Here is a 26019-nt window from a genome sequence, read left to right as displayed (position 1 = left end):
GAATTTGCGAGGGACGGACGACCTTCATGCCTCGGGCACGCAGCGCCGCGAGATGGCGTATTGCTGTTTGATATTGTGCAGCCGAAAACCGGGAACACCGAACTGTAGGGTGGGCAAAGGCGCATGGCACGGCACGAGTTGTCGGCGACGCTGTCACGCGCCGTGCCCACCATTGTGCAGGACGTGACGGTGGCGGACCCCGATCTCGGCGCGACGCGCCGCCGCGGGCGCCGACCCGGGACCCAGACTCCGCAGCGCCCGTTGGCTTGCGCAAGTCCATCCGCCTCGCCTCACGACATCGGACGGTGGTTATGGATCCCGGCGTTCGCCGGGATGACGGCGGTCGGGCAGGAGGTAGCGCAGGTGCGTCGATGAAAAGAGGGGAATGGGCGGGCCGGTCGCCACGATCGTCACTGCGAGCGGAGCGAAGCAATCCAGAGTCCCGTCCACCACTCTGGATTGCTTCGCTGCGTTCGCCGGGATGACGGAGACGGCGGGCCCCGTGATGATCCGGAATCTCAACCGCGTCAAAATCCTGGTGCGGCCGCAAGGGCTTGGCCGAATGAGCTAAATTCCGGATGGCAGTCGCCGGGCAGGCTGTGTATAAGGCGGCGCGCCGCGGCGGGGGAACGAAGCGTGCGGATGTCGAGAGGGAGTAGAGAGCCATGACGGAGCGCTGGAGCCCGGAGAGCTGGCGGTCCAAGCCGGTGCAGCAGGTGCCCGACTATCCCGACCAGAAGGCGCTGGCCGAGGTCGAGGCGCAGCTTGCGACCTTCCCGCCGCTGGTGTTCGCCGGCGAGGCGCGCAACCTGAAGAAGGCGCTGGCGCGGGTGGCCGCGGGCGAAGCGTTCCTGCTGCAGGGCGGCGACTGCGCCGAGAGCTTCGCCGAGCATGGCGCCAACAACATCCGCGACTTCTTCCGCGTGCTGCTGCAGATGGCCGTCGTCATGACCTATGCCGGCGCGGTGCCGGTGGTGAAGGTCGGCCGCATCGCCGGCCAGTTCGCCAAGCCGCGCTCCTCGCCGACCGAGAAGATCGATGGCGTCGAGCTGCCGAGCTACCGCGGCGACATCGTCAACGATACCGCCTTCACGGCCGAGGCGCGCATCCCCAATCCGCAGCGCCAGCTCGATGCCTACCGGCAGTCGGCGGCGACCTTGAACCTGCTGCGCGCGTTCGCCACCGGCGGCTTCGCCAATCTCGGCAGCGTGCATCAGTGGATGCTCGGCTTCGTCAAGGATAGCCCGCAGTCGCGCCGCTACAAGGAACTCGCCGACCGCATCTCCGAGGCGCTCAACTTCATGCGCGCCTGCGGCCTCGATCTCGAGAGCCATCCGGAGCTGCGCGCGACCGACTTCTACACCAGCCACGAGGCGCTGCTGCTCGGCTACGAGCAGGCCTTCACCCGCGTCGATTCCACCACCGGCGACTGGTATGCGACCTCGGGCCATTTCATCTGGATCGGCGACCGCACCCGCCAGCTCGATCACGGCCATGTCGAATACTTCCGCGGCATCAAGAACCCGATCGGGCTGAAATGCGGCCCGTCGCTGAAGCCGGACGAACTGCTCAAGCTGATCGACATCCTCAATCCCGACAACGAGCCGGGCCGGCTGACGCTGATCAGCCGCTTCGGCGCCGACAAGGTCGGCGATCACCTGCCGGGCCTGATCCGCGCGGTGCAGCGGGAAGGCCGCAAGGTGGTGTGGTCGTGCGATCCGATGCACGGCAACACCATCACCTCGACCTCGGGCTACAAGACCCGGCCGTTCGACCGCATCATCGCAGAGGTCAGGGCGTTCTTCGCGGTGCATGCGGCCGAGGGCACCCATGCCGGCGGCATTCATCTGGAGATGACCGGCAAGGACGTCACCGAATGCATCGGCGGCGCGCGGGCGATCACCGACGAGGATCTCAACGACCGCTATCACACGGTCTGCGATCCCCGGCTGAACGCCGAGCAGTCGATCGACATGGCGTTCCTGATCGCCGAGCTGTTGAAGCAGCAGCGCGGCGGCAAGGCTACTGCGATGCCGGCGGTCGCGGGCCTCTGATGCTGCGTCTGTGGCGCGCGACGGTCAACTCGCGCAACGGCCTTTCCTTCGCGCTGCGCTCCGAGCAGGCGGTGCGCGAGGAGGTGGTCGCGCTGATTCTGGCGCTGCCGCTCGCTTACGTGATCGGCGCGACCCCGATGCGCAGCGTCGAGCTGGTCTGCGCCGTCATGCTGGTGCTGGTGGTCGAGCTGCTCAACACCGCGATCGAGAAGCTCGCCGACCGGCTGACCACCGAGCACGATCTGCAGATCGGCCGCGTCAAGGATCTCGGCTCCGCCGCGGTCGGCGTCGCGCTCCTGATGTCCGGCGGGTTCTGGCTGTTCGCGATCGCCGAGCGGCTCGGTTTGTTGTGAACGAGTCGAGCGATGGCCGCTGACAGCTTCAAGATCACGCTGGCCCAGCTCAATCCGACAGTCGGCGACATCGCCGGCAACGCCGCGAAGGCGCGCGCGGCGCGGGCGAAGGCCACGGCCGACGGCGCCGAACTCGTGGTGTTGCCCGAGCTGTTCCTGACCGGCGGCCTGGCGCAGCAACAGGCCGAAGTCCCGCCTGCTTGCCGCGCGGCTATCGAGACGCTGGCGCGCGAGACCAGCGATGGCGGGCCCGCGCTGCTGATCGGCACGCCCTGGTCCGAGGACGGCAAGCTCTACAATGCCTGTGTACTGCTCGACGGCGGCCGCGTCGCCGCTACGCGGTTCAAGATCAATCTGTCGGGCGACCAGAAGCGCCTGTTCACGCGCGGCCCGGCCGCCGGCCCGCTCAGCGTGCGCGGCGTGCGTGTCGGCATCGCGATCGGCGAGGACATCTGGCCGGAACAGCCGGGCCACGAGAACGTCGTCGAGACCCTGGCGGAGACCGGCGCCGAGCTGATCGTCGTTCCGGCTGCGGCGCGCTATGTCCGTGGCGATGGTGACCGGCGCCTGTCGGCCGCAGTGGCCCGTGTCACCGAAAGCGACCTGCCGCTGATCTGGCTCAACCAAACCGGCGGGCAGGGCGGCGACGTCTTCGATGGCGCATCCTTCGCGCTTAACGCTGATCTCTCGATGGCCGTGCAGCTGCCGGCCTTCGTCGACGATCTCACCACGCTGGCGTGGAGCAGGGGCAGCGACGGCTGGCAATGTCGTGGTGGGCCGGTCAGCTCCTTGATCGACGGCGACGAGGCCGACTACGCGGCGCTTGTGCTCGGCCTGCGTGACCGAGTCGCCAAGGCCGGCTTCAATGGCGTCGTACTCGGCCTCACCGCGGACGCCCGGTCCGCGCTGTCTCTCGCGCTGGCGGTCGATGCGCTCGGGCCCGCGCGGGTGCGCGGTGTGGTGCTGTCCGGGCCGGACAGTGTCGCTCAGGACGCGGCGATCGCGGCCGCCGCGCGGCTCGGTGTCGCCGCCGAGGTGGTGCCGATCGCGGCTGCGGTCGCAGGCTTCGAAAGCATCCTGGCCGAAAAGCTGTCGCACGACGCCCATCGCGATCTGCTGGCAAGCGTGCGCGCGACGTTGTTGAGGGCGCTGGCCAGTCTGTCTGGCGGTCTCGCTCTTGCCCCGCGGCGGGAATCGAACTGGCACGGCGATGAAGTCGGCCGCAACGTCCTGCTGGCCGACGACATCCCGCCGGCACACCTTATTCGCCTCGCAGCGTTGCGCAACCGCTGGCAGCCGGTCGACGCGTTGGGAGTCTCGGGCGAGGTGATCCCGCCCGATTTCATCGACCGCGCGTCGCGCGATGCGGACGAAGGATAAGCGCGATGGCCCGGCGAACTCGTTCAGCGCGCCGGGATGAAGGTGGGGCCGACCGTGCGGATCTGCTTGTCGCCGCCGGCGCCGTCGGCCGCAGCCGTCGTCGGCGCCGTGGCATCGGCCGGCGCGGCGCCCTTCTTCGCAGCGGTGGCCGGCGGCTTGCCGGTCTGACGCTGCTGCATCCGCTTGGCGCTCTCCTCGGTGACGATGATGTCGCCCTGTTCGGCGGCCGAGGCCCGCTCGTCGATCGACTTCAGCGCCTCCGCCCAGGTCTGGCCTGGCGCTTTGCAGGAGCAACTCGGGTTGAACTCGGTGCGATATTTGAAAGCGTTCGGCAACGCGGTGTAGGGCTGGCCGTTGACCGAGACCGCCTGGTTCATGTCCTCACCGGGATTGCGATAGGTGAACAGCGTCGCCTCGGCGGCGGGGCACTGTGCCTTGCAGGCGCGCTCGTCGTCGGCGAAGCGGCCGGGCACCGTGGCGAACGAGATCGGGAAATAGGCGCCGTCGCAGGTGCGCACGCAGACGGTGCGATAGGTGCCTTGCGGCGCGGCGAGATCGGCGCTCGGCGGCGGCAGCGAGGCCGCCGGGTTGTTGTCGGGACCGCCGCCGAACAGGCTGGTCAGGAAGTTGCCGCCGCCACCGCCGCCGCGGTTGGCATTGGCATATTGCTGATATTGCGGACCGCAATTGTTCTGGCCGAGCGCAGCCAGCACCGAGCGGCGCTGATTGTCGCGCTCGCCGCCGAATCCGCCGCCGCGCAGCCGCTCGAGGCTGCCGGTGATCTGGTCCAGATTCGAGCGCATCTGCTGGATCTGGTTGTTGATCGGCTGGCATTCGGCCGCGCGGCCGTTGAAGATCGAGAAGAAGCCGGGGCTGTCGCAGCCCGTGCGCTTGGCCTGCATGCTGACGCGATCGAGCTCGGCCTGCTGCTTGGCCGCCGCGTCCTGGTAGCGCCGGATCTGGTCCTCGCGCGCGGGATCGCCGCCGCCGCCACGGTCGATCGTGGCGAGTTGCGCCTCGAGCCGCGGGCAGATCGGGTTCACGCCCGCCTGTTGTCCCGGCTGGCCGGGCGCCATCTGCGCGTAGGAATCGGAGCTGGATTGCGCGAGGGCGTGCGAGCCGGTCAGGGACAGTCCGAGCAGCGCGGTACAGGCCAGCAGGCGCGGAGACAGGGATGCGATCAAGATGCGGTATTCCGGTCCATGGGTGCTGCCGCGGAGCTAGCACAGAATTCGGAAAAATCGCGGCAGCGGCCGGCATCCCATAGCCGCTTTGTCGGGCAGCGTCACGTCCAATCCGGGGCGCCGCAGTGGCGGGAACAGCAGTTCCGGGGCGTCTCAGCGCTGGCAGGTGATCGCGACATACTCGCTGCAGCCGCCATGGACGCAGTTTGCACCGGCTTTCGGCACCGATCCGGTGATTTCATCGGGGTCGACCCGGCGATAGGAGGAGGCCTGCGCAAAATCGCGTGATTGGCAGTAGGAGCGGGCCGCCGAGGCGCCGCATTTGTCGCCCTTGGCCAGGCACTGGTCGACGCCATAGCCGTCGGCCTCGTTGGCGATGATGAAGATTCGGCTCTCGGCCGAAGCGGTGGTCGCGGCGGAGAGGAGGACACAGCAGGCGAGCAGCGCCGATGAGAATCGCATGGTGCACCGGTGGATGTAGGAGACAACCCATGGTTAGGCCAAAAAGGTTAAAAATGATTAACCATGAGGCAGGGCGCGTCGATTTGGGCGGCGAAAACGGCCGATTTGCGGCTCTTGACGGCAACATCCCGCTGCATCATGGTGAGATCCATGAACGGTTTCCTCGCCATCTGCTGCATTTGCCGCGAGATTACGCGCTAGCGATTCGCTGGCTGAGGCCGTCTTTTCTCAACAGAGATGATCAGGACGCCCGGCCGGCAGGTCGGGAGCGCGCTATTGGCCGTGGCCGCCCGCATCCGGGCCGTCATCTGGCGCAGGACACCCATTGCGTCTCGCCCGGCGAGGCGTGGCACAGGCATTCGGGGACTGAGGCATTCGGGGACTGACCATGGACTTGCGTCTTTACGACACCGCGTCGCGGGAGAAGCGCCCCTTCGTGCCGCTCGATCCGAACAATGTCCGCATGTATGTCTGCGGACCGACGGTCTACGACTTCGCCCATATCGGCAACGCGCGGCCCGTGATCGTGTTCGACGTGCTGTTCCGGCTGCTGCGCCACATCTATGGCGCCGGGCACGTGACCTATGTCCGCAACATCACGGACGTCGACGACAAGATCAACGCGCGCGCCGCGCGCGACTTCCCCGGCTTGCCGCTGAACGAGGCGATCCGCAAGGTCACCGAGGTGACGGCCAATCAGTTCCACAGCGATGCCGCCTCGCTCGGCAGCCTGCGGCCGACCTTCGAGCCGCGCGCCACCGAATTCGTGCTGCCGCGTCCCGACGGCAAGGCCGACATGGTCACGCTGATCGAGCAACTGATTGCGCGCGGTCATGCCTATCAGGCCGGCGGCGAGGTGCTGTTCGACACGCAGTCGATGCCGGATTATGGCGCGCTGTCGGGCCGCAAGCTCGAAGATCAGCTTGCCGGCGCCCGCGTCGCCGTCGATGCGCACAAGAAGAACCCGGCGGACTTCGTGCTGTGGAAGCAATCCTCGCCGGACGAGCCGGGCTGGGACAGCCCCTGGGGCCGCGGCCGCCCGGGCTGGCACATCGAGTGCTCGGCGATGAGCGCGGCCTATCTCGGCGAGGTCTTCGACATCCATGGCGGCGGACTCGACCTGATCTTCCCCCACCATGAGAACGAGATCGCGCAGTCGCGCTGCGCCCATGGCACCTCGGTGATGGCGAACTACTGGCTGCACAACGAGTTCGTGCAGGTCGAGGGCGCCAAGATGTCTAAGAGCCTCGGCAACTTCGTCACCATCCGCGATCTCCTGGCCGACTGGCCGGGCGAGGTGCTGCGTCTCAACATGCTCAAGATGCACTATCGCTCGCCCGCCGACTGGACGGTCAAGGGCCTGGAGGAGAGCGCGAAGACGCTCGACGACTGGTACCGCGTCGCCGCCGATGCGCCGGGCGAGCAGCCAGAGCCTGCGATCGTTGCCGCGCTTCTGGACGATATCAACACGCCGCTGATGATTGCTGAGTTGCACGCACTTCGCGCCCGGGCGGCGGCCGGGAGCGCGGCCGATCGCGCCGCCTTTGCCGGCTCGCTCCGCTATTTCGGCTTCCTGTCCGAGACGTCGGCTCAGTGGGAGGCTCGCAAGCAGCAGGCCAAGGGCGTCGACGCCGCCAGGGTCGAGGGGCTGATCGCCGAGCGCGCCGCTGCCCGAGCGCGCAAGGACTTCAAGGAGTCCGATCGCGTCCGCGACGAGCTCGCCGCGATGGGCGTCGTGCTGAAGGACGGCAAGGGCGCCGACGGCAAGCCGGTGACGACCTGGGAGATCGCGCGATGACAAAGCCCGACACGCCGTTTCCGCGGCACTGGCTGTACTACATCGTGCTCAAGCTCGCGGTGATTGCCGCCGCGGTGGCGCTGGTGACGAAGCTCTACGGGATCTGGTGAGAGATATGGGACAGGCACTTCCGAAAGCCGCGCTGCGGCCGTTTCTCCCGGCCGATACGCCGGTGCTTGCCGCGATCTTCGCCGCCAGCATTCAGCAGCTCACCGGTGACGACTACAGCGAGGAGCAGCAGGAGGCGTGGGCCGCCGCTGCCGATGACGAGGCGAGCTTCGGCAAGAAGCTGGCGTCGACACTGACCCTGATCGCGACCTTGCAGGGCTCGCCGGTCGGCTTCGCCTCGCTGAAGGGCAATGACCATATCGATATGCTCTATGTGCATCCGAGCGTGGCCGGGCAGGGCGTCGGCGCGATGCTGTGCGATGCGCTGGAGAAGCTCGCCGGCGCGCGCGGCAGCACGGGGCTCCTGGTGGACGCTAGCGACACCGCGGTCGACTTCTTCCGCAAGCGCGGCTACGTCGCGCAGCAGCGCAACAGCGTCTCGATCAATGGCGAATGGCTCGCCAACACCACGATGAAGAAGCCGCTCGGGGCAGGGGCGCAGTCATGAGCAGAGAACGCCTCTATCTGTTCGACACCACCCTGCGCGACGGCGCACAGACCAACGGCGTCGATTTCACGCTGGCCGACAAGCAGGTCATCGCGCGTCTTCTCGACGATCTCGGCATCGACTATGTCGAAGGCGGATATCCCGGCGCCAACCCGCTCGACACCGAGTTCTTCGCCGACAAGCCCAAGCTCGGCCATGCCCGCTTCACGGCGTTCGGCATGACCCGGCGTGCAGGGCGCTCGGTCTCCAACGATCCGGGCGTCGCGGCGCTGCTGGAGGCCAAGGCGGACGCCATCTGCTTCGTGGCCAAGTCATCGGCCTACCAGGTGCGCGTCGCGCTCGAGACCACAAACGAGGAGAACCTCGCCTCGATCAGAGACAGCGTCACCGCGGCCAAGGCGGCCGGGCGCGAGGTGATGCTCGACTGCGAGCATTTCTTCGACGGCTACAAGGAGAATGCGGCGTTCGCGCTGGCCTGCGCCCGCACCGCCTATGAGGCCGGCGCACGCTGGGTCGTGCTGTGCGACACCAATGGCGGCACCATGCCGCACGAGATCGAAGCTGTTGTCAGCGAGGTCGTGAAGCATGTGCCCGGCGATCATCTCGGCATTCATGCGCATAATGACACCGAGCAGGCGGTGGCGAACTCGCTGGCTGCGGTGCGCGCCGGCGTGCGCCAGATCCAGGGAACGTTGAACGGCCTCGGCGAGCGCTGCGGCAATGCCAATCTGTGCTCGCTGATCCCGACCTTGAAGCTGAAGGCCGAGTTCTCGGATCGCTTCGAGATCGGCGTCTCCGACCAGCAGCTCGGCGGCCTGATGAAGGTGTCGCGCACGCTGGACGACATGCTCAATCGCGCGCCGAACCGCCATGCGCCTTACGTCGGCGAAAGCGCCTTCGTCACCAAGACCGGCATTCATGCCTCGGCCGTGCTGAAGGATCCGCAGACCTACGAGCATGTCCTGCCGGAGAGCGTCGGCAATCATCGCAAGGTGCTGGTCTCCGACCAGGCCGGCCGCTCGAACGTCATCGCGGCGCTCGAGCGCGGCGGCATTCCGTTCAGCAAGAGCGATCCGAAGCTGACGCGGCTCGTCGAGGAGCTGAAGGAACGCGAGGCGCTGGGATACGCCTACGAGTCCGCCAACGCCTCGTTCGAGCTGCTGGCGCGGCGCACGCTCGGCTCGGTGCCGGAGTATTTTCGGGTCGAGCAGTTCGACGTCAATGTCGAGCAGCGCTACAACGCGCTCGGCGAACGTGTCACGGTGGCGCTGGCGGTGGTGAAGGTCGACGTCGCCGGCGAGCGGCTGATCTCGGCCGCCGAAGGCAACGGCCCGGTGAATGCGCTCGACGTCGCGTTGCGCAAGGATCTCGGCAAGTACCAGGGCTTCATCGACGGCCTCAAGCTGATCGACTACCGCGTCCGCATCCTCAACGGGGGCACCGAGGCGGTGACGCGCGTGCTGATCGAGAGCGAGGACGAGACCGGCGAGCGCTGGACCACGGTCGGCGTCTCGCCCAACATCATCGATGCCTCGTTCCAGGCGCTGATGGATTCGGTGTTCTACAAGCTGGTGAAGTCGGGCGCGAAGGGGTGAAATTACTTTCGTCATTGTGAGCGAAGCGACGAAGCAATCCAGAGTCCCGCCCACGACACTGGATTGCTTCGTCGCTCCGCTCCTCGCAATGACGGAGGAGAGGGCAGCGTGTAGCCCGGATGAGCGTAGCGACATCCGGGTTCACCGAGACGGCCCGTGAGACCCCGGATGTCGCTGCGCTCATCCGGGCTACGATGTCCACGATTTCGGCGGGCAGGGGAGGCTCACCATGATCGACCACATCTCCGTCGGCGTCAGCGATCTCGCGCGGAGCACGCGGTTCTACGAGCTGGCGCTTGCGCCGCTCGGTCTCACCAGGCTCATCGAACGGCCCGCCAATGTGGGCTTCGGCAAGGCCTATCCGGAGTTCTGGATCAATCTCCGCGCCGGCATGGCCCGCGTGCCGGCCGACACCGGCTCGCATCTCTGCTTCCGCGCCAGGAGCACCGCGGAGGTCGACGCCTTTCACGCCGCGGCGGTGGAAGCCGGCGGAGTCTCGGATGGCGCGCCGGGTCTGCGGCCGCACGACCGTGTGCGCTACTATGCGGCGTTCGTGCTCGATCCGGATGGCAACCGGATCGAGGCTGTGACGTTTCCGAGCGAGTAGGGATCAGAGCCGCTTGGCGATCTCCGGCGCCATCTCGGTCTCTTCCTTGGCGACGCGGGCGGCGGCCTCGCGCAGCCGCGGCAGGATGTCCTCGGCGCGGTCGGCCTTGAGCAGCTCGATCTGGAAGCCCGGGCGGATGAATTCGGTCTCGCGCATGTGGGCGAGCAGGGCGAACAGCGGCTCCCAGAAGCCGTCGATATTGGCCATCAGCACCGGCTTGGCGTGGCGGCCGAGCTGCTTCCAGGTCAATTGCTCGACCAGCTCCTCGAGCGTGCCGATGCCGCCGGGCAGGGCGACGAAGGCGTCGGAGTGCTCGAACATCAGCCGCTTGCGCTCGTGCATGTCGGGCGTGACGATGAGGTCCTTCAGCGGCATCATCACTTCCTTCTTCACCAGGAAGTCCGGAATGATGCCGGTGACGTCGCCGCCATGCTCCAGCACGGCCTTGGCGACCGCGCCCATCATGCCGATGGAGCCGCCGCCGTAGACGAGCCTGACGCCGTTCTCGGCGAGCGCCTTGCCGAGGGTTTTCGCCGATTGAATGAAGCTGGGATTGGTGCCCGGGCCGGAGCCGCAATAGACACAGACGGTGCGGATTTCAGTCATGGGATGGGTGTGACACTGCAACTGAAAGGCGTCAAGACGAGGGCGGATAGGGTGGTTCGCGGGATTTTACGGGTGGTCCAAACGATCTGAACCAAGTTATGCAATTACTGCGCCGCCGCATCGGAATTCGTTGACGCGCGGGTGCACATGGCGGTCGAACACTCTATATGGGGCAGGTGACCCCGCCTCATAACATGCCAAGATCCCCCCTGTTCCAGATCGCTTGATGCCCCCCGATTCATCCCCCCATCATGGTGCCCCCGAGACACCCGCGTCCCTGGAGCAGGGAACGCTCGCCGGGACGCTTCGGCATCTCTGGCCCTTCATCTGGCCGAGCGACCGCGCCGATCTGAAGATGCGGGTGCTGTGGTCGGTGGTTCTGCTGCTCGCGGCCAAGGTCGCGACCCTGGTGCTGCCGTTCACCTTCAAATGGGCCACCGACGCCCTGACCGGCGCCAACACCGCGCCGATCAAGCCTGACGACTGGGCGTTCTGGCTGGTGGCCTCCCCGATCGTGATGACGGCGAGCTACGGCGCGATGCGCGTGCTGATGGCGGTGCTGACGCAGTGGCGCGACGGTATCTTTGCGCGCGTCGCCATGCATGCGGTGCGCAAGCTCGCGACCATCACCTTCGTCCACATGCACGAGCTGTCGCTGCGCTTTCATCTGGAACGCAAGACCGGCGGACTGACGCGCGTGCTCGAGCGCGGCCGTAACGCCATCGAGACGATCGTGCGCATGGTGATCCTGCAGCTGATCCCGACCATCGTCGAGGTGTCGCTGCTGACCGCCGTGCTGCTGTGGCAGTTCGACTGGCGCTACGTGGTGGTGACGCTGACCATGGTCGCGGCCTATCTCTATTACACCTACATCGCGACCGAGTGGCGGATCGAGATCCGGCGCCGGATGAACGATTCCGACACCGACGCCAACACCAAGGCGATCGATTCGCTGCTCAACTACGAGACGGTGAAGTATTTCGGCGCCGAGGCGCGCGAGGCCGAGCGGTATGACCGGTCGATGGAGCGCTATGAGCGCGCCAGCGTCAAGACCTACACCTCGCTGGCGGTGCTGAACGCCGGGCAGGCGGTGATCTTCACCATCGGCCTGACGGTCGCGATGCTGATGTGCGCCCATGGGGTGCGCGAGGGGCGCAACACCGTCGGCGACTTCGTCATGATCAACAGCATGATGATCCAGCTCTACCAGCCGCTGAACTTCATGGGCATGGTGTATCGCGAGATCAAGCAGGCGATCATCGACATCGAGAAGATGTTCGGCGTGCTCACCCGGGATGCCGAGGTGAAGGATGCGCCCGGCGCCAGGCCGCTGGTCGTGACATCAGGCCATGTCCGCTTCGAGGACGTCCGCTTCGCCTACGAGCCGGAGCGGCCGATCCTGCAGGGGCTGAGCTTCGAGGTGCCGGCCGGCAAGACGGTCGCGATCGTCGGTCCGTCCGGCGCCGGCAAGTCGACCATCTCCCGGCTGCTGTTCCGGCTCTATGACGTTTCCGGCGGCCGCATCCTGATCGACGGGCAGGACATCCGCGACGTCACCCAGGTGTCGCTGCGGGCGCAGATCGGGATGGTGCCGCAGGACACGGTGCTGTTCAACGACACCATTCGCTACAACATCCGATACGGCCGCTGGGACGCCGGCGATGCCGCGGTCGAGGAAGCGGCGCGGCTGGCACAGATCGACGGCCTGATCCGGATGGCGCCGAAGGGCTACGAGACTCAGGTCGGCGAACGCGGCCTCAAGCTGTCGGGCGGCGAGAAGCAGCGCGTCGCGATCGCCCGCACCATCCTGAAGGGGCCGCCCATCCTGGTGCTCGACGAGGCCACCTCGGCGCTCGACAGCCATACCGAGCACGAGATCCAGGACGCGCTGGACGGCGTGTCGCGCAATCGCACCTCGCTGGTGATCGCGCACCGGCTCTCGACCATCGTTGCGGCTGACGAGATCATCGTGCTCGACCGCGGCCGCATCGCGGAGCGGGGCACGCACGCCGACCTGCTGGCGAAAGGCGGGCTCTATGCCGGCATGTGGAACCGGCAGCGCGAGGCCGAGGAAGCGCGCGAGAAGCTGGCGCAGATCGGCGACGACGCGGCCGCGCCGAATCGCAATCCGCCCGCCCGGAGCGAGCCAGACGTGGCCGGACCGGAGCTGTCCGGGCCGGTCGCCAGTGCTGCGGAGTGATTCCCGAGGCGATCGCCGTGATCCGGACGCAAGGACTCGTTAAGGATTCATTTTGACCTTCGCCGCGCAGCGACCTAGTCAAGGCGGCGGTCCGCTCTGAGGTCAGAGCGACGACATCTCAACGAAGCAGGCCATGTCGATCAGCAATTCCATCCGTGCCCAGATCCCGCCGATCCATCCCGAGGGCTATCCGTTCATCGGCGCCTTCGCCCTGGTCAGCCTGATCCTGTTCTGGATCTTCGCGCCGCTCGGCTGGGTCGGCACCTTGCTGACCGTCTGGTGCGCGCTGTTCTTCCGCGATCCGATCCGGGTGACGCCGCAGCGGGAAGGGCTCGTGGTGGCGCCGGCCGATGGCCGCATCTCCATGATCACCCGCGCCCTGCCGCCCGCCGAACTCGGCCTGGGCGACCGGCCGCTGCTGCGGGTCTCGATCTTCATGAGCGTGTTCAACGTCCACGTGAACCGCAGCCCGGTGGCCGGCCGGATCGAGAAGATCGCCTACCGTCCGGGCGCCTTCATCAACGCCGAACTCGACAAGGCCAGCGAGGACAACGAGCGCAACTCGCTCGCGATCTCGACCCCTCACGGCAAGATCGGGGTGGTCCAGATCGCCGGACTGGTGGCCCGCCGGATCGTGTCGTTCGTGCGCGAGGGGCAGACCGTCGGGGCAGGCGAGCGCTTCGGGCTGATCCGCTTCGGCTCCCGGCTCGACGTCTATTTTCCTGACGGCACCGAGGTTCTGGTCTCCGAGGGACAGACGGCCATCGCCGGCGAGACCATCCTGGCCGATTTCGACGTCGCCGTGCCCGGCCTGTCGTTCCGGAGCCAGTGAACCGCCGCCGGCCCGGAATGACCCATTAACGGGACTTTGGGTCAAGATCCGGCACAAGGTCCAGTGCAACCCCCGTGGTGTGATCATGAGCTTCGATCCGACCTCTCCCGACCTTCGCCGTCGCCGCTTTCGCCCGATCCCGGTGCGGCTGCTGGTGCCGAACATGATCACCCTGCTGGCGATCTGCGCCGGCCTGACCGCGATCCGGCTGTCCACCGAGGGCCGGATGGAGCTCGCGGTCGCGGCCATTGTCCTCGCCGCCTTCCTCGACGGCATCGACGGCCGTATCGCCCGCATGATCAAGGGCCAGTCGAAATTCGGCGCCGAGCTCGACAGCCTTGCCGACTTCGTGAATTTCGGCGTCGCGCCGGGCCTGATGCTGTATTTCTGGCAGCTGCACGAGCTGCACGACGGCGGCTGGATCGCCGCGATGATGTACGCGATCAGCGGCGGGCTGCGGCTGGCGCGCTTCAATGCCAGCATCGACGACCCGACCAAGCCGCCCTTCGCAGCCAACTTCTTCACCGGCGTGCCGGCGCCGCTCGGCGCGATCACCGTGCTGCTGCCGGTCTATCTCGCCTTTCTCGACCTGCCGAAGCCGCCGGCGCTCGTTACCGCCTTCTACACGCTGCTGATCGCCTTCCTGATGGTCTCGCGGCTGCCGGTGTTTTCCGGCAAGACCACGCGGATGCGGGTCTCGCCGGAATTGGTGCTGCCGGTGTTTGCCGCGGTGGTGTTCTTCGTCGCCCTGATCGTGGTCTATCCCTGGCACATCCTGTCGGCCGTCTCGATCCTGTACATGCTGAGCCTGCCGTTCGGCTGGAGGCTATACCGGCAGCAGGCGGCAAAGCACGCCGCGACGCTCGCTGGTGCCGCCGCTACTCCGCAGTCACCGTCATCTTCGGCGCCGACCTTCGCGCCGGCTGGCGCGCCGCCCGCCGAGCAGGAGCAGCGGCCGCCGGAGCGGCTGCACTGAACGCAAGGCGGGCAGTCTGGTCTGAAGCTTTGCCGCGTTGAGAGCGTCGGCTATACCGGGATGCAAGGGCGGCGATGACGTCCGTCCAAGCCATCCGGAGAAACGCCCGTGACAACGTCCGCCGCCGCGCCCCTCGCTCCCGCCGTTCTCGAGGCGCTCGCGCGCTATGATACGCCGACCATCTGCAACGCCATGGAGCTCGTGGCGCCCGAGCGCCGCCTGATCGGCTACACGACCAAGCCGCTGGTCTGCCCGTTTCCCGATCTGCCACCGATGGTGGGCTACGCGCGGACCGCGATCATCCGTTCGGTCGTCAAATCCGGCCTTCCGGTCGAGGAGCAGGCGAAGCGGCGCACCGACTATTATGAATATGTCGGCACCGGTCATGGGCCGCGGATCGTCGTCATCCAGGACATCGACGGGCCCGATATCGGCTATGGCGCGTTCTGGGGCGAGGTGCAGAGCGCCGTGCACAAGGCGCTCGGCTGCCGCGGCGTGATCACCGACGGTTCGATCCGCGACATCCCGCAATGGGCCGATGGCTTCCAGGCGCTGGCCGGCTCAATCGGGCCGTCGCATGCCTGGGTTCATGCGGAGAGCTTCGGCGGCGAGGTTCGCGTCGCCGGCATGACCGTGCGCTCGGACGATCTCATTCACGCCGATAGGCACGGTGCCATCGTGATCCCGCACGATATCGCTGCCCAATTGCCGGAAGCCGCCGAACTCTGCGGCCGCCGCGAGACGCCGATCCTGGAGATCGCGCGTTCGGCGGATTTCTCGCTCGAGAAGCTCAAGGCCGCGCTGAAGCGCTCCGCCGAGATCCATTGAGCGCAGTTTTCAGGCCGGGTCTTCAAGCCGGGTCGTCGAGAGAGGCGCTCCCGGCCGCCACGAAGTCGCGCCGCGACCGCGGCGTGGCTCTTCCGCCAAGGCCGGTTGCCGGCCGAATGCAGCGAGTGTCCGTTGCAGATCGTATCCGGATCAATACGGGGGCGCGGCCGGCGCGGTGACTAATTACCCGTATCGGGCGGCCCGAGGGCCGAAGGTTAAACGACTCTCGCTCGTTGAGAAGATTTTATCCATCAAGCTTTACCTGATGGCGAGCCTGCGTCGCTAGGCATGTCCTCCGAGGACGAGTGACATGCGCAGGCTGATATCGAAATCGATGCCGTTCTTCGGCCGGCTCGACCGGGCCGTCGACACGATGGTGCGGATGATCGGGCATTTCGGCAGCGCCGTGATCGGCCTGTCGGCGATCGCGCTGGTGTGGGCCGGCATCTTCTACACGATTACCGAAGAGCACTCCCGCACCGAGCAGTCGGCGCTCAAGAACGGCGCCAATCTCGCGCGCGCCTTCGAGGAGCAGATCATCCGCTCGATCCGCGCTGCGGACCAGACGCTGCTTTATGTTCGCGACTCCTACGCCAAGGACCCGCAGAACTTCGACATGTCGTTGTGGTCGAAGAACAGCCAGTTCCTGTCCGACTTCTCGTTCCAGGTGGTGGTGATCGGCAAGGACGGCATCATGCTGTCCAGCAACATCGACCCCAAGATGCGTGGTCTGGATCTGCGCGATCGCGAGCACTTCCGGGTCCATGCCGACGGCAAGGACGACTTTCTCTTCATCAGCAAGCCGATCTTCGGCCGAGTCTCCAACAAATGGTCGATCCAGCTGACGCGGCGGATCATCATGCCGGACGGCTCGTTCGGCGGTGTCGTGGTGGTCTCGCTCGATCCTGAGTATCTCTCGAGCTTCTACAATTCGGTCGATCTCGGCAAGAACGGAAACGTCACGCTCGTGGGCCTCGACGGGATCGTTCGCGCGCGGGCCTCGGCAGGTCCCGCAGGCGTCGGCACGTCGCTTTCCGGCAGCCCGGTGATGACGGCTATTCAGCAGAGGAGCAGCGGCTCCTATACGGCCAAGAGCCTGATCGACGGCATTCCGCGCATCTATTCGTTCCAGCGCATCAAGGAGCAGCCGCTGGTGGTCATCGTGGGCCAGGCCTCCGACGAGGTCTTCGCTGCCTTCAAGAGCAACCGCGATCGCGATCTGCTGGTCGGCGCACTGCTGACGGTTGTCATCGGAATCATCACGATCCTCATCGCGCGCTATCAGGCCGGCCTCGCCGCGTCGCGCGATGCCGCCGAGGCGGGCACGCGGGCGCGCTCGGAATTCCTGGCGATGATGAGCCACGAGATCCGCACGCCGATGAACGGCGTCATCGGGCTCGCCGACCTGCTGCTGTCGGCCGATCTCGCGCCGGAGCAGCGCAAGATCGCGACCACGCTGCGCGAATCGGCCGATTATCTGCTGCAGCTTCTCAACGACGTTCTGGATTTCTCGAAGCTCGATGCCGACCGGCTCGAGATCGAGCACATCGAGTTCGACCTGCACCGGTCGGTGACGGCAACCGCCGAACTCCTGGTCTCCCGGGCCAAGGAGAAGGGCCTGCAATTGACGACCTCGATCGCGCCGGATGTGCCGAACTACGTGGTCGGCGATCCCGCGCGGCTGCGACAGGTTCTGTTCAACCTGGTCGGCAACGCGCTGAAATTCACCGAGGCCGGTAGCGTCCGCATCGACGTCCGGACCGAGGACCTGCCGGGGCCGAACCTGACGCTCGTCTTCTCGGTGGCCGATACCGGTGTCGGCATTCCGGCGGAAGCGGTCGGACGCCTGTTCAAGCAGTTCTCGCAGGTCGACAACTCGATCTCGCGCCGCTTCGGCGGCACGGGGCTCGGTCTTGCGATCTGCAAGCGTCTCGTCACCTGCATGGGCGGTGACATCAAGGTGCAGAGCAAGGTCGGCGAGGGCAGCACCTTCACCTTCTCGATCCAGGTTCAGCCGCAGCCGCAGCCCGACCTGGAGCAGGTGAGCGCACCCGAGGCCACCATCGTCCCGGTCGGCGAGACCGCCGCCGAGGAGCGCCCCGCCAGCGTCGAGCCGCTCAAGATCCTCGTCGCCGAGGACAATCTCACCAATCAGTTCGTGATCAAGAAGCTCCTGGACAAGCTCGGCCACAACTACGAGCTCGTCGAGAACGGCACCCAGGCGGTGGCGGCCGTGCAGAAACAGACCTACGATCTCATCCTCATGGACATGATGATGCCGGAGATGGACGGGCTCACTGCCACGCGCATGATTCGCTCGCTGCCGCCTCCCGCGCAGGACATCTACATCATCGCGCTGACGGCCAACGCGACCAGCCAGGACCATCTGGCGTGCACGGATGCCGGCATGAACGATTTCGTGACCAAGCCGGTCACGCGCGATCGACTGAACGCCGCTCTGCTTCGCGCGGCCGCTGCCACGAACAAGGAAAGGCTTGTCGCATGACCGACCTGGTGCAATTCGATGAATCCGTCTACCAGATCCTGATATCGGAGCTCGGCGAGGAGGATGCGCTGGAGGTGCTCAGGACGTTCCTGGACGACACGTCCGGCAAGTTCGGGAAGCTCGCCTCCAAATTCGAGGACCGTCTCGAACTGAAGCGCGAGGCGCATTCGATCAAGAGCTCGTCGGCGACCTTCGGCTTCGCGGCGCTGTCCCGGCTGTCACGCGAGCTCGAGCTCGGTTCGGCGACGATGGAGCCGGCCCAGATGCTGGAGATGGTCCACAAGATGCAGCAGTCGTTCGAGCAGGCGGTGATCTTCGCCGAGACGAACCTGCTCAAGCGCGGCATGGCGGCCTGAACCCGTCTGCCGGGGCCGGCGTGCATCGGCTCGCCGCGTCTCGTTTACCTCTCATTATGCCTACCAAATTCGGTAACTCGTCCTTAATGGCGCGCATCTAATCTCGACCGCGCGTGGGGCAGGGCCGTCGCGCCCGTCCAGGATGGCCGGTAGTTCGCGTATGCGGGTGGAGTAAGCTCATGGATATCATGACGAGTGTGGGGCTGGTCGCCGGTGGCATCGTGATCGCGACGATGATGCTGCTGGGCGGCGACGTCGAGATGTTCATCAGCGAGCACGCCGTGATCATCATCTTCGGCGGCTCCATCGCGGCCACCATGATCCGCTTTCCGCTCGGTGCGATGCTGCACGGCCTGCCGCTCGGTGCCAAATTCGCGTTCACGATGAGCCGGCTGTCGGCGCGCGACCTGGTCGACGAGCTCGCCCGCATCGCCGAGATCGCCCGCAAGCAGGGGCCGGTCGGCCTCGAGAAGGTCGAGACGGACGAGCCGTTCCTGGCCAAGGGGATCCGTTACGTGGCCGACGGCTACGACCTCGAATTCATTCGCGACAATCTCGAGCGCGACCGCGACAATTTCCTGATGCATCTCGACGAGGGCAGCAAGATCTATCGCGCGATCGGCGATTGCGCGCCGGCGTTCGGCATGATCGGCACCCTGATCGGCATGGTGCAGATGTTCGCCAACATGACCGACCCGTCCAAGCTCGGCCCGTTCATGGCGACCGCGCTGCTCGCAACGCTGTACGGCGCGCTGGTCGCGAACCTGTTCTGCCTCCCGATCGCCGACAAGCTGCACGGCAAGCTGCTCGACGAGGAGACCAATCGCACGCTGATCATCGACGGCATCCTGATGATCCGCGACTCCAAGAGCCCGGCGCTGGTCCGGGAGATGCTGCTGGCCTACCTGCCGGAGAAACATCGCCATGCCGAAGGGGAGCCGGTGCCGGCCTAGGCCGTCGTCGGGGGGCGTGCACCGGAGCTAGGGGATGGCCAAGAAGAAACGGGGCGACGCGCATGGCGGCGGGCACGGCTGGTTCGTGACCTTCGCCGACCTGATGGGTCTCATGATGAGCTTCTTCGTCATGCTCGTCGCGTTCTCCACCATGGACAACAACAAGCTGAAGGTCGTCGCCGGCTCGATGCGCGAGGCCTTCGGCGTGCAGTCGGAGTCGCGCTATTCGGGCATTGTCGAATCCGATGGCCTGCCGACCCGGCCGAAGCTCAAGAACGCCGCCCATGTTTCCCCCGAGGAGACTGCGCGCGATCCGAGCCCGGAGCAGGAGGAGCGCCAGCACACCAACGGCGCCAAGCTGAAGATCGACCGGCAGTTCGCGCTGGCCTCGGCGTCGCTGCGCCAAGCGCTGCAGGACATGCCGGAGATGACCGAGATCTCCAAGCACATCATGTTCGAGGAGACCAAGCAGGGCCTGAACCTGGAGATCGTCGACCAGGACGGGCGCTCGATGTTCGCCGACGGCTCGAAGACTCCCTATGACCGGACCCGGCGCCTGATCGAAAAGCTCGCTGCGCCGCTCAAGGCGACCCCGCTGCGCGTGCAGATCACCGGCCACACCGCGGCCGGCTTCGTTCCAGCCCGCAGCGACTATGGCGCCTTCGACCTGTCGGCGGACCGCGCCAATGCCGTGCGCCAGATCCTCGAGCGGGAAGGGCTGCCGCCGAGCCACATCTTCGCCGTCTCGGGCAAGGCCGACACCCAGCCGCTGTTCCCGGATGATCCCTCGCTGGCGGCCAATCGCCGCGTCACGATCACCCTGATGCGTGAGGATCCGCCGTTGCCGCCGGACCTCAAGCCCTAGTCTTCGTCGCTTCACCACACCATATTGCCGCCAGGCAGGGTGCCGCCTCCGACTCTCGTCTATCGACCTCTCGCGCCGGATGGTGCGAGAACGGCTCATGCCGTCGGGCGGAATGAGAGAGCTGTGCAACGCACGGCTCTGCGTCTTTCGTTGCAGGCGACAGGCCCGGCTCTGTTACGGTAGAGACTTGACCCGCGGCCGGGCCGCGCCCACGCGTGGCGGGCCAATCAGGGAAGATGCGTTTCGAGCGACATGACGGCCAGCGCCACATCGACCGAAGGCCAGGAGACCGCGAGTACGTCGGGGTTCTGGGGGCTGACGCTGGGCAGCATCGGCGTCGTGTTCGGCGACATCGGCACGTCGCCGCTCTATGCGTTCCGCGAGGCCGCCATCGGCGCCGCTCACGGCCAGCCGGTGTCGCGCGTGATCGTGCTCGGCGTGCTCTCCCTGATCCTGTGGTCGCTCTTCATCGTGGTGACCGCCAAATATGTCCTGCTGCTGCTGCGGGCCGATAACAACGGCGAGGGCGGAACGCTTTCGCTGATGGCGCTCGGTCAGCGCGCGCTCGGCCGCCGCAGCATGTTCCTGATGGCGCTGGGCGTGGTCGGAGCCTCGATGTTCATCGGCGACTCCATGATCACGCCGGCGATCTCGGTGCTGTCGGCGGTCGAAGGTCTGAAGCTCGCGGCGCCGGCGCTTGAGCACTATGTCGTGCCGCTCACGGTGTTCATCCTGGTCGTGCTGTTCGCGGTGCAGAGCAAGGGCACGGCGCGGGTGGCGACGGCGTTCGGTCCGGTGATGGTGACCTGGTTCGCGAGCCTCGCCGTGATGGGAATCGTGCATATCAGCGACGACCCGTCGGTGCTGGCGGCGATCAATCCCTATTATGCCGTCCACTTCCTGCTGTCGCACGGCACGGTCGGCCTGGTCACGCTCGGCGCGGTCTTCCTCGCGGTCACCGGCGGCGAGGCGCTGTATGCCGATCTCGGGCATTTCGGCCGCAAGCCGATCCAGTCGGCGTGGCTGTTCTTCGTGCTGCCTGCGCTACTGATCAATTATTTCGGGCAGGGCGCTCTGGTGCTGTCCGACCCGGCTGCGATCGAGAACTCGTTCTATCGCATGGTCCCCGAGCTGCTGCTGCTGCCGCTCGTCGTGCTGGCCACCGCCGCGACCGTGATCGCGAGCCAGGCCGTGATCACCGGGGCCTATTCGCTGGTCAGCCAGGCGGTGCAGCTCGGGCTGCTGCCGCGCTTCGAGGTCCGCTACACCTCGGAGAGCCATGCCGGCCAGATCTATCTGCCGCGCGTCAACCGCCTGCTGCTGATCGGCGTCATGCTGCTGGTGCTGATGTTCCGCACGTCCAGCAACCTGGCCTCCGCCTACGGCATCGCGGTGTCCACCACCATGGTCGCCGACGGCATCATGGGCTTCGTGGTGATCTGGAAGCTGTGGAACCTGCGCGTCGCGGTGGCCGCGGCGGTGATCGCCCCGTTCGTGATCGTCGACCTGACCTTCTTCAGCGCCAATTTGCTCAAGCTCCTCGAAGGCGCCTGGGTGCCGCTGCTGTTCGGGGCCGCCATGGTGGTGACGATCTGGACCTGGCGGCGCGGTTCGGCGATCCTGATGCTCAAGACGCGGAAGATCGAGGTGCCGCTCGACGATCTCGTCGCCAGCCTGGAGAAGCGGCCGCCCCATATCGTCAAGGGCACCGCGGTGTTCCTCACCAGCGACCCGACCTCGGTGCCGACGGCGCTGCTGCACAATCTCAAGCACAACAAGGTGCTGCACGAGCACAACGTCATCCTGACCATCGAGACCGCGCAGACGCCGCGTGTCGACGTGTCCGAACGCGTTCGCATGGAGAAGATCAGCGAAAAATTCTCCAAGGTCCGGCTGCGCTTCGGCTTCATGGAATCGCCGAACGTGCCGCGGGCGTTGGCGGTGGCCCGCAAGCTCGGCTGGCAGTTCGACATCATGTCGACGTCCTTCTTCGTGTCGCGCCGGTCGCTGAAGCCATCGTCGCAATCGGGCATGCCGACCTGGCAGGACCATCTGTTCATCGGGCTGAGCCGATCGGCCAATGACGCGACCGATTATTTCCAGATTCCGACGGGACGGGTGGTGGAAGTTGGTACTCAGGTAACGATTTGAGGTCGCGAGATCCTCGAATGCGGAGAGATATGTTAAATTCGGTTCGCAGACCTGCAATATCTGCAGGTCGTGGCGGAACGGCTGCAGCTATAAGCCGCGCGCTCTGCCATCTTGTGCAGTGAAGCATTAACCAGTCCTCGAGGGGGCTACCCCAAATGACAGCCGACATCGCAGCCTCGCCCGCGGAAACGCCGGCGACCAACGGGCATGGCGATGCCCACTCAACGGCCAGCTTCACCGCGCTGACATTGGGGAGCATCGGCGTCGTCTACGGCGACATCGGCACCAGCCCGCTCTACGCGCTCCGGGAGGCTGTAATGGCCGCCAGCAGTGGCGGAGAGGCCGCGCCGCATGCCGTGATGGGCGTGGTCTCGCTGATCCTGTGGGCCCTGATCGTCGTCGTCACGCTGAAATACGTCGTGATCCTGCTGCGGGCCGACAACCATGGCGAGGGCGGCACGCTGGCACTGATGGCGCTCGCCCAGCGCGGCGTGGCGCGCGGCGCCAGCATCATCGTCCTGCTCGGCATCATCTCGGGCGCGCTGTTCTATGGAGATGCGGTGATCACGCCGGCCTTGTCCGTGCTGTCCGCGATCGAGGGCATCAAGCTGGTGACGGCCGCGTTCGATCCCTACGTCGTGCCGCTGACCATCGTCATCCTGGTCATGCTGTTCGCGGTGCAGGTGCGCGGCACGGCCAAGGTCGCGGCCTTCTTCGGCCCCATCATGCTGATCTGGTTCCTGGTGATCGGCATCGCGGCGTTCCCGCCCATTTTGCATCACCCCGAGGTGCTGTGGGCGATCAACCCGCTCAATGCCGTCTCGTTCATGCTGCATCACGGGATCATCGGCTTCGTCACGCTCGGTGCCGTGTTCCTGGCGGTGACCGGCGCCGAGGCGCTCTATGCCGACCTCGGCCATTTCGGCAAGCGGCCGATCCAGACCGCCTGGCTGTTCGTCGTGCTGCCGTCCTTGGCGCTGAACTATCTGGGGCAGGGCGCCCTGGTCATCGCCGATGCCAAGGCGATCGAGAACCCGTTCTTCCTGATGTTTCCGGATTGGGCGCTGATTCCGATGGTGGCGCTGGCCACGGTCGCGACCGTCATCGCCAGCCAGGCCGTGATCACCGGCGCCTATTCGCTGACCCGGCAGGCGATCCAGCTCGGCCTCCTGCCGCGCTTCGAGATCCGCCACACCTCCGAGGCGCATTCCGGCCAGATCTACATCCCGCGCATCAACAAGCTGCTGCTGGTCTCGGTGGTGCTGCTGGTGCTGCTGTTCAAATCCTCCAGCGCGCTGGCCTCCGCCTATGGCATCTCGGTCACCGGCACGATGGTGGTGACGGCGATGATGGGCTTCGTCGTGATCTGGAAGGTCTGGCGGTGGTCGCCGATCGCGGCCGGCGCCCTGATCGCTCCGTTCCTCTTCCTGGACCTGACCTTCCTGTCGGCGAACCTCCTGAAGGTGCTGGAAGGCGGCTGGGTGCCGCTGGCACTCGGCGGCTTCGTGATGACGCTCATGTACACGTGGCGGCGCGGCAGCCGGCTCTTGTTCGACAAGTCGCGCAAGCTCGAATTCCCGCTCGCCGATCTCGTCACGATGCTGGAGAAGCGGCCGCCACAGCGGGTGGCGGGCACGGCGGTGTTCCTGACCTCGGACCCCCTGAGCGCGCCGACGGCGCTGATGCACAGCCTCAAGCACTACAAGGTGCTGCACGAGAAGAATGTGATCCTGACGATCGAGACCGCGCCGACGCCGCGCATCGATCCTTCGGAGCGGGTACGCCTGGAGCAGATCAGCCCGACCTTCTCCAAGGTCACCTTGCGCTTCGGCTTCATGGAGTCGCCGAACGTGCCCAAGGCGCTGGCGATCGCGCGCAAGCTCGGCTGGCAGTTCGATATCATGTCGACCTCGTTCTTCCTGTCGCGCCGCGCGCTCAAGCCGGCGGCGCATTCCGGCATGCCGCGCTGGCAGGATCACCTGTTCATCACCATGAGCCGCTCGGCCAACGACGCCACCGACTATTTCCAGATCCCGAGCGGGCGCGTGGTCGAGGTTGGAACGCAGGTCACGATCTGAGCGCGCCGACAGCCGTCGAGAGCTCGCCGAAGCGCTTGATTTTCCGCGCGTCTGGGGCGAGTTTGGCGCCGGTTCGGGGCCTTGCCGGCTCCGCTGAACGCTTGGAGGATGGGCGTGTCTGTTGTGCACGATTTGACCCCGCAGGACGTGGCCAAGGGGATTGCCGAGGGGAAAATTCTTCTGGTCGACGTGCGCGAGCCGAACGAAGTTGCCGTCGAAGCCTATCCGGACGGTATCGTTGTTCCCCTGTCGGCCTTCGACCCGAAGCTGATTCCGGATCCGCAAGGCAAGGACGTCGTGTTCGCCTGCCGCTCCGGCAAGCGTTCGGTCACCGCCTCGATGGCCGCGCAGGCGGCGGGCTTGCCGTATGACAAGCATCTGCAAGGCGGGATGCTCGGCTGGAAGGCGGCCGGCCTGCCGGTCAAGTCCGGCGGCTGACGCGCCATCATGATCTCGCAGAACAAGGTCTTCGCCGATCTGCCCGTCACCATCTTCGAGCAGATGTCGCAGCTCGCGCGCGACAACAATGCCATCAATCTCGGGCAGGGTTTTCCCGACGATCCCGGTCCGGAGGACATCCGCCGCGCCGCTGCCGATGCGGTCCTGAACGGCTACAACCAGTATCCCTCGATGATGGGCCTGCCGGAGCTGCGCCAGGCCATCGCTGCCCATTACAAGCACTGGCACAAGCTCGATCTCGACCCGATGAGCGAGGTGATGGTCACCTCCGGCGGCACCGAGGCGCTGACCTCGGCGATCCTGTCCGTGGTCGAGCCGGGCGACGAAGTGATCTGCTTCCAGCCGGTCTACGATTCCTACCTGCCGATCATCCGCCAGGCCGGCGGAATTCCGAAGCTGCTGCGGCTGGAGCCGCCGCATTGGCGGCTCTCGGAGGAGATGCTGCGCTCGGCATTCACGCCGAAGACCAAGGCGGTGCTGTTCAACAACCCGCTCAACCCGGCCGCGGTAGTCTATCCTCGCGAGGATCTCGAGCTGCTGGCGCGGTTCTGCCAGGAGTTCGACGCGGTCGCGATCTGCGACGAGGTCTGGGAGCACGTGGTGTTCGACGGCCGCGAGCACATTCCGCTGATCACCATTCCCGGGATGCGCGACCGCACCATCAAGGTCGGCTCGGCCGGCAAGATCTTCTCGCTCACCGGTTGGAAGATCGGCTTCGTCTGCGCCGCGCCGCAGCTCTTGCGTGTCGCCGCCAAGGTCCACCAGTTCCTGACCTTCACGACCGCGCCGAACCTGCAGACGGCCGTGGCCTACGGCCTCGGCAAATCCGACGACTACTTCATCAACATGCGCGCCGAGCTCGCGCGCAGCCGCGACCGGCTCACAGCGGGGCTCGAACGCCTCGGCTTCCCCGTGCTGAAGGCGCAGGGGACGTACTTCCTCACGGTCGACCTGTCGCCGCTCGGCCTCAACGAGACCGACGAGCAGTTCTGCCGGCGCATCGTCCACGATTACAAGGTGGCGGCGATCCCGGTGTCGGCATTCTACGAGAAGGATGCGGTGACCTCGGTCGTCCGCTTCTGCTTCGCCAAGAAGGACGCCACGCTCGATACGGCGCTGGAGCGCCTGTCCGACGCCATCCACCGACGCTAGGAGACCAG

General features: G+C 66.2%; 22 protein-coding genes. 19 read left to right on the top strand and 3 right to left on the bottom strand.

What is annotated here, in order from left to right; all coding sequences use genetic code 11:
• The first annotated feature begins 665 nt into the window (after positions 1–665).
• The 3 genes from BRAS3809_RS14330 to BRAS3809_RS14320 are packed head-to-tail and all read left to right on the top strand — an operon-like array spanning position 666 to position 3787.
• The gene (locus BRAS3809_RS14330; RefSeq protein WP_008962822.1) at positions 666–2054 is read left to right on the top strand and encodes a class II 3-deoxy-7-phosphoheptulonate synthase; all 1389 of its coding nucleotides are present in this window, start codon (positions 666–668) and stop codon (positions 2052–2054) included.
• Positions 2054–2407: a diacylglycerol kinase gene (locus tag BRAS3809_RS14325; protein ID WP_008962821.1), complete on the top strand. Its 354-nt coding sequence runs from the start codon at positions 2054–2056 to the stop codon at positions 2405–2407. The genes BRAS3809_RS14330 and BRAS3809_RS14325 overlap by 1 nt, the downstream gene beginning before the upstream one ends.
• Positions 2408–2419: 12 nt before the next feature.
• On the top strand, positions 2420–3787 hold the full coding sequence (locus BRAS3809_RS14320) for a nitrilase-related carbon-nitrogen hydrolase (RefSeq protein ID WP_008962820.1): 1368 nt from the start codon (positions 2420–2422) through the stop codon (positions 3785–3787).
• Between the two features lie 23 nt (positions 3788–3810).
• Here BRAS3809_RS14320 and BRAS3809_RS14315 read toward each other — a convergent pair whose 3' ends face one another.
• Positions 3811–4971 carry a DUF2865 domain-containing protein gene (locus BRAS3809_RS14315; protein ID WP_008962819.1) on the bottom strand — a complete coding sequence of 387 codons (1161 nt, stop codon included), beginning with the start codon at positions 4969–4971 and terminating at the stop codon, positions 3811–3813.
• A 153-nt stretch (positions 4972–5124) separates the two neighbouring features.
• Positions 5125–5433 (bottom strand): hypothetical protein, encoded by a 309-nt coding sequence (locus tag BRAS3809_RS14310; RefSeq protein ID WP_008962818.1) that lies wholly within the window; start codon positions 5431–5433, stop codon positions 5125–5127.
• 388 nt (positions 5434–5821) lie between these two features.
• Between BRAS3809_RS14310 and cysS the strand changes: the two genes are divergently transcribed.
• From cysS to BRAS3809_RS14290, 4 genes are all read left to right on the top strand, one after another.
• Positions 5822–7231 (top strand): cysteine--tRNA ligase, encoded by a 1410-nt coding sequence (gene cysS, locus BRAS3809_RS14305; RefSeq protein ID WP_008962817.1) that lies wholly within the window; start codon positions 5822–5824, stop codon positions 7229–7231.
• Between the two features lie 115 nt (positions 7232–7346).
• Positions 7347–7847: a GNAT family N-acetyltransferase gene (locus BRAS3809_RS14300; RefSeq protein ID WP_008962815.1), complete on the top strand. Its 501-nt coding sequence runs from the start codon at positions 7347–7349 to the stop codon at positions 7845–7847.
• Positions 7844–9442 (top strand): citramalate synthase, encoded by a 1599-nt coding sequence (gene cimA, locus BRAS3809_RS14295; protein ID WP_008962814.1) that lies wholly within the window; start codon positions 7844–7846, stop codon positions 9440–9442. The genes BRAS3809_RS14300 and cimA overlap by 4 nt, the downstream gene beginning before the upstream one ends.
• A 229-nt stretch (positions 9443–9671) precedes the next feature.
• Positions 9672–10049, top strand: coding sequence for a VOC family protein (locus BRAS3809_RS14290; RefSeq protein WP_008962813.1), 378 nt, complete (start codon positions 9672–9674; stop codon positions 10047–10049).
• Between the two features lie 3 nt (positions 10050–10052).
• Here BRAS3809_RS14290 and BRAS3809_RS14285 read toward each other — a convergent pair whose 3' ends face one another.
• Positions 10053–10655 (bottom strand): LOG family protein, encoded by a 603-nt coding sequence (locus BRAS3809_RS14285; RefSeq protein WP_008962812.1) that lies wholly within the window; start codon positions 10653–10655, stop codon positions 10053–10055.
• Positions 10656–10881: 226 nt separating this feature from the next.
• Between BRAS3809_RS14285 and BRAS3809_RS14280 the strand changes: the two genes are divergently transcribed.
• The 12 genes from BRAS3809_RS14280 (at position 10882) to BRAS3809_RS14225 (ending at position 26011) form a co-directional block, all read left to right on the top strand.
• Positions 10882–12855 (top strand): ABCB family ABC transporter ATP-binding protein/permease, encoded by a 1974-nt coding sequence (locus BRAS3809_RS14280; protein ID WP_008962811.1) that lies wholly within the window; start codon positions 10882–10884, stop codon positions 12853–12855.
• A gap of 133 nt (positions 12856–12988) precedes the next feature.
• Complete coding sequence (locus tag BRAS3809_RS14275; RefSeq protein WP_008962810.1) at positions 12989–13687, top strand: phosphatidylserine decarboxylase; 699 nt, start codon at positions 12989–12991, stop codon at positions 13685–13687.
• An 85-nt stretch (positions 13688–13772) separates the two neighbouring features.
• Positions 13773–14663, top strand: coding sequence for a CDP-diacylglycerol--serine O-phosphatidyltransferase (pssA, locus tag BRAS3809_RS14270; protein ID WP_008962809.1), 891 nt, complete (start codon positions 13773–13775; stop codon positions 14661–14663).
• A 108-nt stretch (positions 14664–14771) separates the two neighbouring features.
• On the top strand, positions 14772–15491 hold the full coding sequence (locus BRAS3809_RS14265) for an RraA family protein (RefSeq protein WP_008962808.1): 720 nt from the start codon (positions 14772–14774) through the stop codon (positions 15489–15491).
• A gap of 310 nt (positions 15492–15801) precedes the next feature.
• Entirely contained in the window at positions 15802–17997 is a 2196-nt protein-coding gene (locus tag BRAS3809_RS14260) for a hybrid sensor histidine kinase/response regulator (RefSeq protein WP_008962807.1), read from the top strand.
• On the top strand, positions 17994–18353 hold the full coding sequence (locus tag BRAS3809_RS14255; RefSeq protein WP_008962806.1) for an Hpt domain-containing protein: 360 nt from the start codon (positions 17994–17996) through the stop codon (positions 18351–18353). The genes BRAS3809_RS14260 and BRAS3809_RS14255 overlap by 4 nt, the downstream gene beginning before the upstream one ends.
• A 179-nt stretch (positions 18354–18532) precedes the next feature.
• Positions 18533–19306: a motility protein A gene (locus BRAS3809_RS14250; RefSeq protein WP_008962805.1), complete on the top strand. Its 774-nt coding sequence runs from the start codon at positions 18533–18535 to the stop codon at positions 19304–19306.
• 34 nt (positions 19307–19340) lie between these two features.
• The gene (locus BRAS3809_RS14245) at positions 19341–20171 is read left to right on the top strand and encodes an OmpA/MotB family protein (protein WP_008962804.1); all 831 of its coding nucleotides are present in this window, start codon (positions 19341–19343) and stop codon (positions 20169–20171) included.
• 252 nt (positions 20172–20423) lie between these two features.
• Complete coding sequence (locus BRAS3809_RS14240; RefSeq protein WP_008962803.1) at positions 20424–22322, top strand: potassium transporter Kup; 1899 nt, start codon at positions 20424–20426, stop codon at positions 22320–22322.
• 155 nt (positions 22323–22477) lie between these two features.
• Positions 22478–24400: a potassium transporter Kup gene (locus tag BRAS3809_RS14235; protein WP_008962802.1), complete on the top strand. Its 1923-nt coding sequence runs from the start codon at positions 22478–22480 to the stop codon at positions 24398–24400.
• Positions 24401–24508: 108 nt separating this feature from the next.
• Positions 24509–24838, top strand: coding sequence for a rhodanese-like domain-containing protein (locus BRAS3809_RS14230; protein WP_035656292.1), 330 nt, complete (start codon positions 24509–24511; stop codon positions 24836–24838).
• A gap of 9 nt (positions 24839–24847) precedes the next feature.
• On the top strand, positions 24848–26011 hold the full coding sequence (locus tag BRAS3809_RS14225) for an aminotransferase (RefSeq protein WP_008962800.1): 1164 nt from the start codon (positions 24848–24850) through the stop codon (positions 26009–26011).
• Positions 26012–26019 lie beyond the last annotated feature (8 nt).

Source organism: Bradyrhizobium sp. STM 3809 (genome assembly GCF_000239795.1).
GTDB lineage: Bacteria > Pseudomonadota > Alphaproteobacteria > Rhizobiales > Xanthobacteraceae > Bradyrhizobium.
This window is presented reverse-complemented; position numbering and strand designations above follow the sequence as displayed.